Origin of the sequence: Chitinophaga sp. 30R24 (assembly GCF_049056765.1) — a bacterium.
GTDB lineage: Bacteria > Bacteroidota > Bacteroidia > Chitinophagales > Chitinophagaceae > Chitinophaga.
This window is the reverse complement of the sequence record NZ_JBJGXX010000015.1, coordinates 1-18,460: the sequence shown is the minus strand read 5'-3', so window position 1 is coordinate 18,460 and position 18,460 is coordinate 1. Positions and strand designations below refer to the sequence as shown.

The 18,460-nt window shown below is 44.2% G+C and carries 12 protein-coding genes; 10 read left to right on the top strand and 2 right to left on the bottom strand.

Going from position 1 to position 18,460, the window contains the following annotated elements; genetic code table 11:
* Positions 1-5 precede the first annotated feature (5 nt).
* Positions 6-992 carry a FecR family protein gene (locus ACDQ55_RS19875; RefSeq protein ID WP_420983335.1) on the bottom strand — a complete coding sequence of 329 codons (987 nt, stop codon included), beginning with the start codon at positions 990-992 and terminating at the stop codon, positions 6-8.
* A 69-nt stretch (positions 993-1,061) separates the two neighbouring features.
* A complete protein-coding gene (locus ACDQ55_RS19870) occupies positions 1,062-1,604 on the bottom strand; it encodes an RNA polymerase sigma-70 factor (protein ID WP_420983334.1) in 543 nt (180 codons plus the stop codon).
* 328 nt (positions 1,605-1,932) lie between these two features.
* On the opposite strand from ACDQ55_RS19870, the gene ACDQ55_RS19865 reads away from it, so the two are divergent.
* The 10 genes from ACDQ55_RS19865 to ACDQ55_RS19820 all read left to right on the top strand — a co-directional run.
* Positions 1,933-2,433 carry a carboxypeptidase-like regulatory domain-containing protein gene (locus tag ACDQ55_RS19865; protein ID WP_420983332.1) on the top strand — a complete coding sequence of 167 codons (501 nt, stop codon included), beginning with the start codon at positions 1,933-1,935 and terminating at the stop codon, positions 2,431-2,433.
* A gap of 150 nt (positions 2,434-2,583) precedes the next feature.
* Positions 2,584-2,913: a DMT family protein gene (locus ACDQ55_RS19860; RefSeq protein ID WP_420983331.1), complete on the top strand. Its 330-nt coding sequence runs from the start codon at positions 2,584-2,586 to the stop codon at positions 2,911-2,913.
* 146 nt (positions 2,914-3,059) lie between these two features.
* Positions 3,060-3,626, top strand: a complete 567-nt coding sequence (locus tag ACDQ55_RS19855) for an RNA polymerase sigma factor (protein ID WP_420983329.1) — start codon at positions 3,060-3,062, stop codon at positions 3,624-3,626.
* Positions 3,627-3,704: 78 nt separating this feature from the next.
* Positions 3,705-4,766, top strand: coding sequence for a FecR family protein (locus ACDQ55_RS19850; protein ID WP_420983328.1), 1,062 nt, complete (start codon positions 3,705-3,707; stop codon positions 4,764-4,766).
* A 149-nt stretch (positions 4,767-4,915) separates the two neighbouring features.
* A complete protein-coding gene (locus tag ACDQ55_RS19845) occupies positions 4,916-8,221 on the top strand; it encodes a SusC/RagA family TonB-linked outer membrane protein (RefSeq protein WP_420983326.1) in 3,306 nt (1,101 codons plus the stop codon).
* Between the two features lie 7 nt (positions 8,222-8,228).
* Positions 8,229-9,674 carry a RagB/SusD family nutrient uptake outer membrane protein gene (locus tag ACDQ55_RS19840; RefSeq protein ID WP_420983325.1) on the top strand — a complete coding sequence of 482 codons (1,446 nt, stop codon included), beginning with the start codon at positions 8,229-8,231 and terminating at the stop codon, positions 9,672-9,674.
* A gap of 187 nt (positions 9,675-9,861) precedes the next feature.
* The gene (locus ACDQ55_RS19835) at positions 9,862-12,342 is read left to right on the top strand and encodes a PIG-L family deacetylase (protein WP_420983323.1); all 2,481 of its coding nucleotides are present in this window, start codon (positions 9,862-9,864) and stop codon (positions 12,340-12,342) included.
* Positions 12,343-12,356: 14 nt separating this feature from the next.
* A complete protein-coding gene (locus ACDQ55_RS19830) occupies positions 12,357-12,536 on the top strand; it encodes a hypothetical protein (protein WP_420983321.1) in 180 nt (59 codons plus the stop codon).
* 131 nt (positions 12,537-12,667) lie between these two features.
* Positions 12,668-14,383, top strand: a complete 1,716-nt coding sequence (locus ACDQ55_RS19825) for a sodium:solute symporter (RefSeq protein ID WP_420983320.1) — start codon at positions 12,668-12,670, stop codon at positions 14,381-14,383.
* 378 nt (positions 14,384-14,761) lie between these two features.
* Positions 14,762-18,460 (top strand): hypothetical protein (locus ACDQ55_RS19820; protein WP_420983318.1); only part of this gene is annotated, 3,699 nt, incomplete at its 3' end.

Sequence of the window (18,460 nt, the reverse complement as noted above, 5' to 3'; positions counted from 1 at the left end):
GGGTATTAGTAGATTTCTACCAGGTTGTCTTTATGCGTGATATTAATTTGAAGGGTTTTCCTCATAATGTCCAGCACTTCATCCAGCGACATGTTGGGAAAGGTGGCCAGTAGTTTTTTATCAGCCAGTTGCGCGTTGCTGATTTTTACCTGTACATTATAAAAATCTTCCAATGCTTCTGCTACTTCATTCAGCGGAGTAGCATCGAAAGTAAGGGTCCGGGTTTTCCAGGCCAGGATGTTATTATTCTTGCTATGGAAACGGGTGTTTATAGGAGTGCCCTTATGTTTGAGTGAGGCTTCCTCGCCGGGAGTAAGGATGACTTTTTGCTCGGTGCCTTTATAGGCAGCGCTCACTTTCCCGGACTGTACAAAAACTTTTACCCCATTGCTACCGGCTTTTACATTGAAGGCTGTGCCCAGCACTTGTACTTCTACATCGGGAGCGTTTACGATAAAAGGAAGCGCATCATTTTTGTTGACATCGAAGAAGGCTTCTCCCTTATCTATTTTTATCAGCCGGTTTTGTTGACCAAATCCTTTGGCATAGCGTACCTGCGTATGTGCGTTCAGGTATAGCATAGAGCCGTCGGACAGCCGCAAGCTGTCTTGTTGCTGGTTGGTAGCGTAGGTGGTATAACTGGAAGGTGCCAGGAAGGTCCAGGTGCCGGCAATCATCAGTAGCACTGCTGCTGCGGCCCACCAGTATTTCCGGTTCATTTTCACCACGCGGACGCTTTTTTGAGGAGCCACAGGGGCCACAGCCGGGGGCGCTTCATCCAGTTTGCCGGTTAATTGTTCCCATTGTTCCTCACTATCGAAAGCAGAGGCAGCGGGAAGTGGATCTCCTTGCCACATGGCTTTCATATCCAGGAAAATGTCCAGGTTACCAGGCTCCTGTTGTATCCATTCGTTGAGCAAGGCTTTACACTGCTCATTGTCCGGATCTTCCAGGTAACGGATTACTATATCTATGTCTGTTTGATGATTCATGGTTACTTATTAGTAATACAACCAGATAACGTTATACCATTAAGCGGTGTCAAAAAAAATTAACGGAGCTCAGGATTTATTAATAAGGTCTACCCGTAATCGTTTTAATGCGGTGGTTAAGTGGGCGTATACGGTATTAATAGATATATTCAGTTGGGACGATATTTCTGCTGGTGATAAGCCTTTCAGTCTACTCATTTCGAATACACGCCGGCATTGTTCGGGTAATTTTTCCAATGCAGAGCGGTATAGCGCTTCCAGTTCTTTATGTTCCAGCAGGGAATGGGTATTTTCAATAGGAGGAGCTTGCAGCAATTGTTCTTTCGTATATACTTCCTGTCGTTGTTCCTTCTTGATGCGGTTCAGGCAGGTGTTTACCGTGGCCCTGGCAAGGTAATGATTGATAGGCGCCCTTTCGTCCAGGTTTTCTGCGCCTTTCCACAAGTTGAGGAAAACATCTTGTACCATGTCATTTGCATCATCCACATCTTTTACATACCGTACTGCAATATTATACATAGAAGGGGCGAACTGTTTAAAAACAGCCTCAAATATGTCTTTATTCCTGCTCCGGATGCCTTTAACTATTTCTTCATTACTCAGTTGCAACATGCTTTGATCATTTGAATTCATTTCATTTCCGTAGTGCGAAGATAATTTTTAAAATTACTAATTACCCCCATATGGGCATCATCAAAAAAGTTTATAGACCATAAAGTGACCTGGTAACTGATTTTTAGCAGCACTTATATGGGTTTGGCCTGTTTCTACCTGTTGGGAGAAAAAAAATCACTTTAACATTTCTTTGACTAATGGTAAGTCAATTGTTGGATGTATTGTTAGTATACGGCAGCCAACGATGAGGGCATATAACAAAAATCATGCACATTCATTGCGGCCGGAGATCACCGTTATTTCTTAACTATAAAAATTGAATGACATGAAAAAATCAATTGTAGGAATGCTCGCATTAGCAGCAACGGTAGTAAGCATGTCCGCATTTAAAAGTGCTGACTTAGCGACAGTAAGATCTTTTGACAGCACCGCAATGGTGAATGTGATGAGCCATGTAGACTCACTGCGGGGGACGTACGCAGTGGATTCTCTGAAAGGACTGGACTCTTTACAGGTACTGGTGCTCGATTCGTTACAGGGACCTGATTCATTACAGCACCTGGATTCCCTGCAGGTTTTGGAAGCTGGTAGCATTACCGGTAAAATCACTCCTGCCGACGGAGCTACAGAAGTAGAGGTGGCAAATGGAGACGACAAGCTGAAAGGCGCAATAGCAGAGGGTACATTCACTGTTCCTGTGGCAAAAGCAGGCGCTTATACCATCACTATTCTCGGCAAAAGCCCTTATAAAAATGCAGTGATCAAAGATGTAAAAGTAGAAGAAGGTAAAGCTACAGATCTGGGCGAAATTAAATTAGAACAATAATAGAATAGTCTGAAAATTGAAATAGCAACCAACAACATCTGCCAAGCTAAATGAATTAAATCAGTTAGCTGGGTACAGGGGGACCAATAACGGTCCCCTTTTCTTTTTAAGGAAAGCGATGTATTTTGCCTGCTTCAATTATTTAAATTCATGCGTACTGTCATTTTTCTTTTTATTTCCAATACGTTCATGACCTTTGCCTGGTATGGCCATCTTAAACAGCAGGGTACTGCACTCTGGAAAATGATTCTCATCAGTTGGGGAATTGCTTTTTTTGAGTATTGTTTTATGGTGCCCGCCAACAGGTATGGAGTACAGGAGGGGTTCAACGGGTTTCAGCTGAAAACCATCCAGGAGGTGATCAGTTTAACCGTTTTTACCATATTTGCAGTAACGTATCTCAGGGAGTCACTCCGCTGGAATTACCTGGTGGCTTTTTGTATGCTGATAGGTGCGGTTTATTTTATGTTTAAAAAATAGTGCGGTGGAAATGCAGTGGGTGTTTTTATATTGAGAAAAATTTGAATAACATAATACATTAGGTTAAAAAATATATAAAACAATTTTAAATTAAAATTATTCCGTATTATCTTTCGGAATCAACTTTTCAACCAAAAAATATTTCATTGAGGGAAGAAGCCAATATACAGCTACTGGTGGAACGAGTGGCATCTTTGGGAGATGAGCAGGCATATAAGGCCTTATTCCGGTTGTTTTACAAGCCATTGAGTCAGTTTGCTTATTCTATCATCAAATCCTGGGAGTTGGCAGAAGAAATTGCTTCCGATGTATTTATGAACGTATGGAAGCACCGGGAGCGGCTGCTCCAGGTAGAGAACCTCAAAGTATACCTGTATGTATCAGCCAAGAATATTGCCCTGAATTATCTGAATAAAGAGCTCAGAACCCAGCATTTTAGCTTGGACGAGCTGGCAGTAGACATTAGTGTTAGCTACGCCACTCCGGAACAGATCTTTATTTCCGGGGAAATGGTAAAACGTATAGAGGCTGCCGTGAATAGCCTGTCCCCCAAACGCAAGATCATCTTTAAACTGATCAGGGAAGACGGGCTTAAATATAAAGAGGTGGCCCAGATCCTTGATATTTCCGTGAATACCATTGATGTGCATATGGCCCAGGCGCTTAAAAAAATCAGTGAAGTCATTAACCTTTCCTTTGTTAAGATAAAATAATTTAAATTTTTTTTATTGGAGTAGTAGATTTTTCAAATCTGCTTGTCCTTCTATACAATCATGCTTTTGTAACAACACATGGAACAGGAAAGAATATGGCTTTTGATGGGACGAAAGGTATCTGGCGAAGCCACGATGGCGGAGTTGCGCGAGCTGGAGGAACTGTTGCAAAAAGACCCGGATATGAGGTATAAGCTTGCCGTATTAAGCAACTGGCCTTCAGCTGCTGATAATATGGAGTGGGCCGCTAAAACAGCTGCCGCGTTGGAAAAGCATTTGTTAAAAATGGGATCGGTATTTCCCAGGGAGGAATTACCAGTGAAAAAGGGAGGCAGGAGCATCCTTAAAATCGTGTCTGTACTATCTTTATTGGTATTGGCGCTGGGAAGTTACTGTGCATATCTGCTGTTACATAAATATCCGTCTGCTTCCCCTGCAGCCGCGGTAGCGGCTATTTTTACAAGGGATGGGTCACGTTCGCGGGCTCAGCTTCCGGATGGCACTGCTGTATGGCTCAATGGCGGTAGCCGTTTAACCTATGATCCTGAAATGAACAACCTGGACGTCAGGGAAGTAACCCTGGAAGGAGAGGCTTTTTTTGACATAGAAAAAAATGCAACGAAACCATTTTATATCCATACTGCTAAAATGGATATCCGGGTGCTAGGCACCTCTTTCAACGTAAAAGCGTATACGCAGGACAAAATAACAGAGGCTACCCTTATTTCTGGAGCAGTGGAGGTAACCCTTAACGATGGCGAGGAACGTAATATTAAACTCCTGCCCAACCAAAAGATCATCCTGCAGCATGCAAAAGAAAGCAGGCAATTAGTGCAGCCAAAGCTGATAGAAGGCTATAAGGTAACAACCATTCATGGCAATCAGCCAGACAGCTTGGTAATGGAAACAGCCTGGTGTGATAATTACCTTGTATTTGACAATGAAAATTTTGAAACAATTGCCAGCAAAATGGAACGTTGGTATGGCATTAAGATGCATCTCGACGGATACAAACTGAAAAATTATCATTTCACCGGCACTTTCAAAAATGAATCATTTGCAGAAGTGTTGGAAGCGCTGAAGGTTACAACATCATTTCGTTGCAGAATAGTGAGCAATGAAGTATTTATTACCCAATAGGGTTGGTAAAAACAACTAAAATCGATACCGTCTTATAAAGAAGGGTAAATGCTGCAAACATTTACCCCTTTAATGAGATCAAACGGCAGTTAGCTTCACTTGGCAATGTAGTGCTGTCGTAGTTTTATGACCTTTTACAACCTAAATGTATGGAAAAAATCATACATGAGGTAACCCTTTTGCTTATTAAAACATTGGGAAAAGTTGTACTGATAATGAAACTGGTGTCCTTTATTATTCTTATTACCTGTTTGCAAATAACAGGAGAGGTGTTTGGCCAGCAAAACAAACGCATCTCTCTTAAAACAGCATCATTGCCATTAACCAGGTTGTTGAAGCTGTTAGAGAAAGAAAGCGGTTACCGGTTTGTATATCGCAATGATCTGATACCTGCGAACAGTAAAGTATCTGTAAACATGACCGATGCTTTACCTGAGGATATTTTAAAAAAGATCCTGACTAATTCAGGGCTTACTTTTAAGCTGCTTTCCACTAACCTGGTGGCGATTGCGCCAGAAGAGAAGGAAAGTGGGGGTATTCAGATATCCGGACAGGTAACAGACATCAATGAACAGCCTTTGCCGGGAGTGAGTATACGGGTAGTAGGTTTAAACAGGGGCGCTACTACAGATACCAGTGGTGTATTTTATTTGAAAACAACCGCCATGGCCACATTGGTTTGTTCTCTTATAGGTTATGAAGAACAGCAGGTGTTAGTAAATGGTAATGCTTCCCTTCGTGTAGTGATGAAGGATAATGCGCAAGGGTTAAATGAAATAGTGGTGGTGGCATATGGCGTGCAAACAAAAAGTTCTTTGACAGGATCAGCTACTGTGGTGAATACGTCTTTATACGATAAGGCGCCCTATAGCAGCTTTCAGGAAAGCTTACAAGGCAATGTAGCCGGCTTACAATCTACCAATGGTTCCGGACAACCAGGTTCCGTTCCCAGTGTGCGCATACGCGGTATAGGTTCCATTACTGCCGGCAGCGCCCCTCTCTATGTAGTAGACGGTGTTCCGGTGGTAACAGACAATCTCACCGATTATAATGTAAATTCCCTGGCAGGTATCAACAGTACTGATATTGCCTCCATTTCTATATTAAAAGATGCGGCAGCATCTTCGATCTATGGCTCCCGCGCCGCTAACGGGGTGATATTGATCACTACCAAAACCGGCCGCCCCGGCAAAACCGGCATCAATGCTTCGGTGCAGCGTGGCAGCAACCAGCTTACTATTCCCAAGGTCTATTATCCACTTAATACCAAAGAGATGATAACATTGCTGCGGGAAGGCTGGGCCAATAAAAAGGATGGCAGCGGAGAAGCCGGCTTTCAACAGGAGCTAAAGGCCCGTGGTGTAGACACTACCATTAATACCGATTGGATGGATGTGCTTACGCGCCATGGTGCCTACACGCAGGCAAATTTGTCGGCCGCCGGAGGCAGTGATAAAACCCGCTTTTATGTATCGGGTGGCTATTATGATTCCCAATCGGCCCTGCGTGGCGTAGGCTATAAACGTATGACTGGCAAACTTAATCTCAATAACCAGGCTACCATCAGGTTGTCGGTTGATGTGAACCTCTCTTTGAGCTATCAGCGCACTGATGCGGTTGGAGATGTAGGGCTGATGGCCAATCCGGTGCGCTCACTGGTACGTTTGCAGCCTTGGTTGAAGGTGTATAATCCCAACGGCAGCTACGATTTCAGCTATAATAACACCTTTAATCCGGTAGCCGTGCTAAATGAAAATACCCGTACCGGCGCTATTTACGGTATGCTCGGAGGCGCCGGCGCCAAATACAGGCTCGCCGATTTCCTGTTTTTTGAAACAAAGGTGAGCCTCGATCTCAACTATGCCCGTAGCAATACTTTTTTTGCCCCGGGCTTTGGCGATGGGAAGAATACCAATGGCTGGGTATCGGTGAATAATACCCTCTGGACTAATTGGGTAACCACCAATATGCTCCGTTTCAACCGGCGTTGGGGATACCATGGTATCAGCACATTTGTAGGATATGAAGCACAAAAAACCATGAATACGGGGAATTCTTCTGCGGCTTCTAACCTGTTGCCTGGTCTGCAGCAACTGGCGGATGCTTCTAAACCGGAAAGTGTTTCTTCGGTTTCCAGCGCCAACACACTCACCGGCCTTTTCTGGAATAACAGTTACGACTACAAACAAAAATATTACCTGACTGCCTCCATCCGCAGGGATGCTTCTTCTCGATTTGGCAGTCAGCGGAGAAGCGCTACTTTCTGGTCGGTAGGAACCACCTGGAATATTTACCGGGAAAGCTTCTTGCAAGACTTCAGCGCTATCAACGAATTAAAGATTAGAGCTAGCTACGGCAGCAACGGAAACCAAGCTATTGATAATTATGCTTCATTGTCGCTGTATAGTCCGGCAAATGATTATGATGGGAAGCCGGGGTATGTGCTTACGCAATACCCCAATCCCTATCTTACCTGGGAACAGAACCGGCCTTTTAATGCAGGTATTGATTTCGCTACGTTGCATAACCGTTTATCCGGTACTGTAGAATATTATAGCCGGGTTACTTCCCGGTTGCTTCTTAATGTGCCGGTGTCTTCTTCTAATGGTATCACCAATGTGTTTAAGAATAACGGGGAAATGAGGAACAGCGGGGTAGAGATTACACTGACTTCCCGTAATGTCATTGCAAAAAATGAACAAGCATTGTCCTGGCGTACCGATGCTAATTTCTCTACACTAAAAAACGTTATTACCCGGTTGGATAATCCTATGACTAGTGTGTATAAACGGCAAGTGGGCATTGATTTCTACCAGTTTTATTTAGTGGGATTTGCCGGTGCCGACCCGCAAACCGGGGAAGCGCGCTGGTATAGGGACGCTACTAAAAAAGCTACCACCAACGTATATGGGGAAGCGCAACGTTACAACCAGGGTAGCGCCCTACCTGCATTTTATGGCGGCATTACCAACTCTTTCAGCTATAAAGGATTTGAGCTGAGCTTCCAGTTCTTTTACAACTGGGGGAATAAAGTATATGACAACTGGGGCGCTTTTACTGAATCCGACGGAAGTGGTGGATTCGGTGGCAGTTCCAAAATGTCGAGGCTTACTTATGAAAACCGCTGGCAACATCCTGGCGATATTACAAGTGTGCCGAAGGTAGTTTTTGGCGGTACCCAATCGGGACTCAGCAATCAAACATCGTCCAGGTTCCTGTACGACGGTAGTTTTATCAGGCTGAGGGATGTATCACTCTCTTACAACCTGCCTGCTATATGGCTTAAACAAGCAGATATCAACGAGGTGAAAATATACGTGCGTGGGAATAATTTATGGACATATGTAAAGGATAAACGTCTTACCATGGACCCGGAAGTGCCGGTAACAGGAGATTACGATCAACGGCCGCCAGTATTTAAAACATTATTGATAGGATTGGATATAAACTTTTAAGGTAGTCATGCAGCTAAAAGGTAAATATAGTGTAATGATGCTGTTGGCAGTTTTGCTGGGCGCTTGCGGCAAAGGTTTTTTGAAGCAGCAACCAGATCAGTCTACCGAAACCAATCGCGCTATACGTGATTTGCCCGGTTTGCGTGCGGCCATCAATGGTGTATATTCCCTGATGCAGAGTGAAAGCTATTACGGACGTACCATGTCGCTGCTGCCGGACCTGGAGTCAGACAACAGTTTTATCAGTGTGATCAACAGTAACCGCTATCGCAATCAGGATCAGTACATCGTTACTGCCAACGATACCTATACTGCTGATACCTGGAATCAATTGTTCCGTGTGGTGGCCAATGCTAATATGGTTATTATGAAGGGGCCATACGTTTCCCTGCTACCTTCGCTAACAGATAGCCTGGAAGCTGTGCGGATAGTGGCAGAGGCCTATGCAGTGAGGGCGTTGGCGTTTTTTGACCTGGCCAGGCTATATGCCCAGCCCTACAATTATACGGTAACAGCTACGCATATGGGGATTCCAATAGTTACGGTTACTGACATAAATGCTGTGCAGTCGCCTTCCAGGAGTAATATGAAAGATACCTACACACAGATCACCCGTGATCTTACTATGGCTATTGAACGGTTCCAGGCTAGTAGAAACACCGTTTTTTCTTCTGGACACTTCAACCTATATGCTACCAAAGCCTTACTGGCAAGGGTATTATTGTATAAAGAAGATTGGGCGGGCGCCGCCGCCTTTGCAGATGATGTGATCCGGTCTAATGTGTATGCTTTGCTACCTAATGATAAATTGGTGAGCAATTTTAAGATCACCGGCAATGGTGAAACGGTTTTTGAAGTGATTAATACTACAGTGGATAACAGGAATACAGATGCCCTGAGTTATATGTTCAGCCAGGATGGATACGGTGATATACTGGCTACTGATAATCTGTATAATATTTATGCCCCGGGCGACGTGCGGCAAAATTTCCTCAAGAAGGGCAAGCGTAGTGGTAATGGAGGGGAAGATCCTGCGAATATTATTACGAAATATAGTGATGTGACCACCTTTACAGAAAGTATAAAGGTAATGCGGCTATCTGAGTTGTACCTGATTCGCGCTGAGGCGCTGGCCCATCTTAACCGGGAAGAGGAAGCCAGAGCAGATGTGAACACCATTGCCATGCGGTCTGATAGTAGCGCACTTCCGGTAACAGCTTCCGGACAAGCGCTCCTGGATGCCATCCTGCTCGAACGGTGTAAAGAGCTGGCCTTTGAAGGACATCGATTATTTGATCTTACGAGAACAAAACGTTCATTCACCAAATATTTAGCGAGTGAAAAAAACATATCTGTGGTATATCCCAGTACTAAAGTGATACTGCCTATACCACAAAGAGAACTGGATGCTAACCCCAATATCCGCAACCAGCAGAACGAAGGTTATAATTAAATCTAAACCGCCTTTGTTAATAATTGGTTTTTGCTTAGCTGGTTGGTTTTGCTTATGAAAAATAAAGTCCCGGTAAAATCCTACACCGGGACTTTTTATGTCTTCCTCTATTCACTCATCATATTTATCTTCTCTCCCCACAGATTAATGATTACTTTTGGCCATCTGTAAATTCACGTACTACCAAATGTTTATAAGACGTTTTATTACCCTGGCTTTATTATTACTCGCCACAATGAGCTTACCCGCACTGGCGCAGCCATCACCTGTTTGGAATGCTGCCGATATCAGACTGCAAATGAAAAAGCTGGATACGCTTGGAAGTGTATTGTATATTGCTGCTCATCCTGATGATGAGAACACCCGTTTGCTTGGCTATCTGGCAAAAGAAAAGTTATACCGTACCGGTTATCTATCGCTTACCCGCGGTGATGGCGGGCAAAATCTGATTGGTGACGAACAGTCCGAATTGTTAGGACTAATCCGTACACAAGAGCTGTTGGCTGCCCGCCGGATAGATGGGGCCGAGCAGTTTTTTACCCGCGCCCAGGACTTTGGTTTTTCCAAGAATCCCCAGGAAACCTTTACCATTTGGGATAAAGAGCGGATTTTGGGAGATGTTGTATATATCATCCGTAAGTTTCAGCCAGATGTGATTATCTGCCGTTTTCCGGCAGACGGCCGTGCCGGTCACGGGCATCACACTGCCTCTGCTATATTAGCTGAAGAAGCATATACTGCTGCTGCAGATCCTACCCGTTTCCCGGAACAATTAAAGCTGGTAAAGCCCTGGCAAGCGAAAAGGTTGCTTTGGAATACCTTTAACTTTGGAACTGTAAATACAACTTCGGAAGACCAGTTTAAAATGGATGTGGGTGCCTACAATTACTTATTAGGCAAAGGTTTTGGTGAAATAGCAGCAGAAAGCCGCTCTCAGCATAAAAGCCAGGGGTTTGGCGTAGCTCCTTCCAGGGGTAGTGCCCTGGAATATTTTCAGACGATTAAGGGCAGCACCCCTAAAAATGGGTTGCTCGACGATGTAAATACCAGTTGGTTGAGAGTACCGGGAGGAGCCAAGATTGGAAAGTTGATAGACGCCGCACTGGCAGCTTATAATATGGATGATCCTTCTGCTTCCATACCTGCGCTCCTTGAAATACGGAAGTCGGTACAAGCATTGCCTGATGGCTATTGGCGGGATCTTAAGCTCAAGGAAACAGAACAACTGATCTATGCTTGCGCAGGTATCTGGGCAGAGGCTTATAGCGCTTCGCCTACCGTGGTACCTGGTAATAATATGGAGGCTACCGTGCAACTCATTAACCGTGGCAATGTAAAAGTAACCTTAGATCAGATAGATCTTCCCGGTAAATCCAATATTGCAGAAAAACAAATATTAGCTTACAATAAGTTCACCAGCATATCCCAGACGCTACCGGTGCCAGCCACCACACAGGAATCGCAGCCTTATTGGCTGGAAGATGTACATCCGGTGGGGATGTATGTTATTAAAGATCCTTTGTTGGTGGGCAACCCAGAAAATATATCCGCTTTACAAGCCCGCATCCGCTTAACTATCGGTGATCAATCATTTACCCTTTCCCGGCCTATACAATATAAATATACCGATCCGGTAAAAGGGGAGATTTATCAGCCCCTGGTAATTGCGCCGCCTGTAGTGGCCGACCTGAGCAGCCGTGTATATATTTTTAAAGATGTTCTGCCGCAAACCGTACCGGTGAAACTAACCGCTGTTGCAGACAACCTGAAAGGTACGGTTCACCTGAAATTGCCAGCGGGCTTTAAGGTTGCCGAAGGTAATCTGAACTGGACGCTGGCCCATAAAGGGGATGAGGTTACCGTTAATTTTACTATCAGTCCTGTTGCCGGCATTACCCGTAATTATGCAGATACTTTTACCGTAGTAATGGATTGTAACGGAAAAGAATATACACAAAGTCTGCAGCAGATACGATACGACCATATTCCTTTAATTACATTGTTCCCGCCAGCCCAAGCCAGGCTGGTATCGGTGAACCTGAAACACAATGGCAACCGTTTGGGATATATTCCTGGTGCCGGTGATATGGTAGCCGCTTCCCTGCGTCAGGTTGGTTATGAAGTAACAGAGCTGGGAGAGAAAGATATTATGAATGGTAACCTGCAACAATATGATGCCATTATTACCGGTGTACGTGCTTATAACGTAAACGCCCGTATGAAATACTGGCAGCCTAAGCTAATGGAGTACGTGAAGAATGGTGGTAAGCTCATTGTACAATACAATGTAAACAGCCCGTTGGTGATTAACGACCTGGGTCCGTATCCGTTTAGTCTTTCCCGTGACAGGGTTACAGATGAAAATGCAGTGGTGCATTTTATCCACCCGGATAATCCTGTATTGCATTATCCTAACGAAATTACAGCAGCGGATTTTGCAGGCTGGGTCCAGGAAAGAGGTTTATATTATACTGTAGATGCCGACAAAGCGTATGATAAGCTGTTTACCATGAACGACCAGGGAGAAGCGTCTCTGGATGGTTCTACGCTGGTAGCGCACTATGGTAAAGGCGCCTACGTGTATACCGGGTTGTCATTTTTCCGGCAGTTGCCTGCCGGTGTACCTGGCGCATACCGTTTATTTGTAAATCTAATTTCAGTTAAATAGGGATTTGAACGAAAATGAGTAAGAAGAAGCACGAACAAAACCGGCCCCGCCTGCGCATTACAGCCGCCTTATGCATCATCATAGGGTTGTTGCTGGGTATCTCTATCAAAAAAGTGCAGGTGGGGCTGGTGATAGGGGGGATATTGGGTTTGTTGTCAGGTAGCATGTGGAGTAAAAGTAATTCAAACGACTAAGACGTGATAGATACCGATCTGGAGGAAGAAAAGCCGCCAATATTTCCATCCTGGATATATTGGTATGTACTAATAATAGCCTGGTTGGCCTTATTGATCGTGCTTTTCTACTTATTCACCAAAACATTTTCATGAGTTTTTTAGATTGGATTGTACTGGTAGGTACACTCGCAATAATTATATTATATGGCGTTTGGAAAAGCCGGGGCCAGTATAATATGGAAAGTTATTTCCTGGGCAATCAGTCGATGCCCTGGTATATTATCCTGTTATCCATTATCGGTACGCAAGCCAGCGCCGTTACCTTTATTTCAGCTCCCGGGCAGGCTTATACAGACGGGATGCGCTTTGTACAGTACTATTTTGGGCTACCGCTGGCTATGGTGGTGCTTTGCATCACTTTTGTACCCATCTTCCATAAATTAAAAGTATATACGGCCTATGAGTTCCTGGAGCAGCGGTTCGACCTGAAAACGCGTACCCTTACTTCATCGTTGTTTCTCTTGCAACGAGGGCTCTCTACAGGGATCAGTATTTGTGCGCCCTCTATTATCCTTTCGTCTTTATTGGGTTGGAACCTGTATTGGACGAACGTGATCATGGGTGGCCTGCTCATTATATATACGGTAGCAGGCGGCACCCGTGCGGTAGCCTATACGCAAACCTTTCAGTTGGCCATTATTTTTAGTGGAATGTTCCTGGCCGGTTGGATGGTAGTACATCTGTTGCCTACTGGTATTGGTATCAAACAAGCCTTACAAGTATCCGGCAAAATGGATAAATTGAATGTGATCGTTACCAAATTCGATTGGCAGGATAAATACAATATTTGGAGCGGATTAATAGGTGGCTTTTTTCTGGCCCTGTCTTATTTCGGGACAGACCAGTCGCAGGTAGGGCGTTATCTGACCGCTAAATCCATTAAGGAAAGCCGTTTAGGATTGTTGATGAATGGATTGGTAAAGGTGCCGATGCAATTCCTGATCTTGTTGCTCGGCGCGCTTGTATTTGTGTTTTACCTGTATTTTCGGGCACCTATTTTCTTTAATGAAGCGCAATTGGCCAAAGTGCATCAAACTGCAGCAGGGCCTGCGTTGGTACAGTTGGAAGATAAATACAGTATTTTAGGACAGTTGAAACAGCGCCAGGTAAAACTGCTGGCCGCCGCCTTGGAAACGGATAATGCTACACAGATAGCGGCTGCTAAAAAAGCATTGCAGCAAACCGACGAAAAATCCCAGCAAGTGCGCACCGAAGCGCTAACATTAATCCGTAAGGCAGATCCTACCGCAGATACGAATGATACCAACTATATTTTTTTGCATTTTGTAGTCAACAGTTTGCCGAAAGGATTAGTAGGTTTGCTCATCGCCATTATTTTCCTGGCAGCCTGGGGAAGTATTGCTGCGGCCCTCAATTCGCTGGCGTCTACCACTGTAATAGATGTGTATAAACGTTTGTACAATGCCAATGCTTCTCCTGGTCATTACCTGAATATCTCTAAGCTATGGACCCTAATCTGGGGTATATTTTGTATTGCAGTAGCGCAGTTTGCCGGTAGTCTGGGTAGTTTAATTGAAGTAGTAAATGTATTAGGCTCCTGGTTTTATGGCGTAACACTAGGTATTTTTCTGGTAGCTTTTTATATGAAGCCGGTAGGAGGCACCGCTACTTTTTGGGCAGCGATTGTTGCTGAAATAATCGTGCTCACCGTTTATTGGATGGGCAAGGTTTCTTTTCTGTGGCTCAATGCCATTGGGTGTATGTTAGTATTGCTGCTGGCAGGATTGTTACAGATGGTATTGCCGAAAAGAAAGCCGCAGGTGGAAGCTGTAGAGATAAAATAATTACATTAAGATGTTATGCAAGTGTAAGAGGTGTTTTCTTACATTTGCCCTGAAGGATGCCTATTTCTGTTATACCTATAGTTTGTAACCGCGTTGCATTAGTGTTGTTTATTACTGTAGTCATGAGAATGTATTCCTAAACCTGAATAATTTATTGTACCTATTTTGGAAACTGTGTAATATCATTATTGTTCACCCTTTTGAAAAGCGCTAAGCGGCTTTTTATAATCGGCATATATTACTATTCATATTGTATGATTAGAAAACTTTGTTTTGTCCCATTAGGATTGGTGATTGGCGTCCCTATACAAGCGCAGTTATCACGATTATCAACTAATCACCTCTTTTTAGGTTAACCCACTTAATATTGTTTAGAAGATGTTTCTATACTCTGGATACCTTAGAGCAACTGTATGCGCGTTAATGCTGCTATTGCTGCATGCCGTAACTGCCCATGCCGCCATTGAGCCTTATCAGCAGCAGCTGCAAGGCGCAATTAAGAAAGGAGATACGCTCCTGGTAAAAGATGAGAAGTTTGAAAACCCATCCTATAACTGGAATGCTATCCGTAATTATGGTGTTCAAAACGTGATCACTTTTGGGCTTCGCACAGATACTCTGTTCAAGTTACCCTCATCTTTCTCTTGCAAGGCAGATCTTAAAGTGGCGTATTGGAGTGGTCCTGGTCAGGACCAGCCCATTATTATTGAGCACGTACCGTTGGAAATAAAATATGATACAGCCACCGGTGCAATTTACCAGGCGTTTGCATTGTATAGTTTTAAAAATGCGTACAAGGTAAAGATTACTGTCAACGACATTAGTAGTAAGGAACTGGGAAAGCTGCCGCCTATTTTTTATTTGAATGCCACTGTGGTGGTGAACAGGGACTACCTGCCTACCGGCGACCAAACGCTGATGCCTATGCTAACCTCCGCAAAAGGTAAAGGCGTGATGCAGCGGGATGGTGGCGCTATTACAGGTGTTGTGTTAGATAAATTGCCGATTAGCTGGGATGCTATCACCGGCGCGCAGCAATATGACCTGGAGTGGACTTTTATTGATGAAGATTCAGATAACGGAACAACATTACAAACCGCAGGATCTAATGTAATGGCCAGCATGCTGGCTCCTATGTTCCGTAATAATTCCAGCCGTGTTACGGTTCATGTTAATAGTTACGAGGTGCCGATGATACAGGAGCACGAGTACCTGCTGATCAGGATACGTACTGTAGATGAAAGTGGCGATTACCGCAAGGAAGGTCCGTGGATATACCAGGCGAAGGTAAACGGGAACATAGTGCCGGGTGTAATAGGTGCAACGGAGGGTGTAAAGTGGTTTGAGCCGGGGTTAAACTGGCAATATAACGCTGTGTATACCGAGGATGGCAACCGCAAAGAAGTGATTAATTTTTTTGATGGTACTTTAAGGAACCGGCAAAGCGTTACAGTCAATAACTCCGATCAGAAGGCCGTGGTACAGGAAAACGTGTATGATGCCTATGGCCGTGTAGTGGGCAATATATTGCCGGCGCCATTAAATTCACCTACACTGCAGTTTTATAAAGATGTAAATTTAAATGCCCAGGGGCAGGCTTATTCCTGGCGTAATATTGTAAAGGACGAAACGGGCAGCTGTATTGGCCGTCCAGACCTATTGGACAGCAGTAGCGGTACTGCCAGGTATTATTCCTCCAATAATGATATCCTCACAGATCCCTTCCGCAAATATATTCCAGCCGCCGATGGTCTTCCGCTGGCAATTACTACCTATACGGCAGATAATACAGGTCGTATAAGTATGAAAAGCGGGGTAGGTCCGGTATTGCAACCAGACCAGGTGCTGGCTGATAACCATGCTACGCGTTACTATTATGGTAAGCCTGCACAATGGGAGCTGGATCGTATTTTTGGTAACGACGCGGGTTATGCAGACCACTACCTGAAGAATATGGTAGTAGATCCCAATGGAGAAGTTAGTATTTCGTATGTTAACGATGAAGGTAAAACAGTAGCTACGGCCTTAACGGGTACTAATCCGGATACCTCGCTATTGGCCCTGTCTTCAAGACCGGCGCCGGTGCATAGCCATGTTACCTTGTTACAGCCAGACCGTTTTGTATTTGACCAGCAAACGCTAAAGCTTACGGCCACTGCTACTTACCTGGCCAGTGTTCCCAATATTACCGACTCGCTGGAGGTAAGCTTACCCTATCTGATTAAAAGATATGAGCAGAATAATGTTACCATATGCAGTAATTGTTATTATGATCTGAAGATCAAAGTGAGTGACGATTGTAATAACACTTTGGCCAGCGTTAACAATACGCAGGTAGGCAATGCTTTTTCTGATTGCAGCGTTACGGGTAATTATAGCCAGCTGGTAACCATACCGGTGAATAAGGTAGGAGAATATTATGTTACAATTGAGTTGGCCTTAAACACCAGGGTGATTGATGCTTATACAGACGACTTCATAAAGAAGAATACGAACCTAAGGACCCAATTTGATTTTGTGATCGCCCAGTTGAAGAAAGAAGATTTCTCGGGGTGTTTTTCAGAATGTATTACCTGCAAGCAAACCTTAGGGGAGAAAGCCGACTTTGTGGCCGCCCTGGTGGCACGCATTGCATTTAATGGAGTAGACGTGGCTACAAATACAGCAACGATAGAAGCCTGGGCCCAAGGGTTGTATGATATTTTATCTAGCAATTGCCAGGCCTTACGGTCTAGCTGTTTAGGCTCCCCTTGCGATAAGTTGAAGCAGCAGCTGATGCTGGATGTTAAACCGGGAGGGCAATATGCTTTGTTCGATGATGCCGGCAAGCCACAGGAGACGGAGATCAATATTTTATACTGGCAATGGAGAAAGGTTTTTCCGGTGGCGGTGCCAGGCAGTACGGTGTATGAATCCAATAAATTTGAGTTGGAAGACGGTACCGTACTATCCCCCAACAGTGCCAGCTTTACCCTTGCACAGTTGGTAGGATATTGGCGAAGTGAATGGGCGGAGCTGTTTATCCCTTATCATCCAGAATATTGTGGTTGGCAATTCTGCCAGTCGGTTAGCAGCTATAAAGCCTGGGACCAGCGGTTAGAAGAGATATATACCAGTGCCGGAGATTTACCGGCTGTATTAGGCGGTTTGCAATACAGCAGCACCAATAACACCTGGTTGCTGGCAGCCGACCCGTTCTTTGCATCGAATGGAGCTGGCAAAGATTTCTATAATTCATTCAGAACGGACCTGGATGGTTTTTCCTATCATGTGATGGGCATGAAAGATAACCGGATGCCGATTAAAGGATTATCTGCTTATGTGGATTATCTGCTTTATTGTGCTAACCCTAACGCCAGCACGAATACCACTGTAAGTGAAGATGGATTGGTGCAATGGTCTGCGTGTGTGCCCAACGCAGATTGCAGAATTGTGGACCGGGAGTGGCAGTTGTATCTGCAATTATATTTGAAGCTGAAGGAACATTATTATGAGCTGGTAAGAGAGACTAAAGGATATTGTAAGGATGTTTGTAAAGTAGGTTTGCCGGCGACGCTTCCGGTAGCAGATGGTTATGATTGTGATAAGATAAATGATTTTGGATCAACTCTTTTTCGTTATGAATATCCGCGCGTTGCAGGTGAATTTAGGATTGATATTTATAAGAATGAAGACTTTGAAATTGCAACAGGCGTACATGCAATAGTTAGAGTATATCTTGGAACATGGGGTTACGAATATAGAGAAACAGTACAGTTTGAACATGGAGATAATGGCCCTAAATCAGTATTTCCTAATTGGCCATCAAATGGTCCTGTACCACAGGTGGAATTATATGTTTCTTGTGAAGGAGATCCAATATTTAGTGCGCCATGTTCTTCCTTGTATGCTAACAAAAAATCCCGTTTAGGCAACTACTATTATCCTGATATTACCTCAACAGATACGGTAGCGTTAAAGCAGGTGTTAAATGATACGCTCCAGTCGCAACTGAATAATTTTTGTGCTGTTAACGTTGATTCATTTATCTCGAAGCTATCGCAGTCTGCTATTTACAAGCAACTATCAGGCGTATCT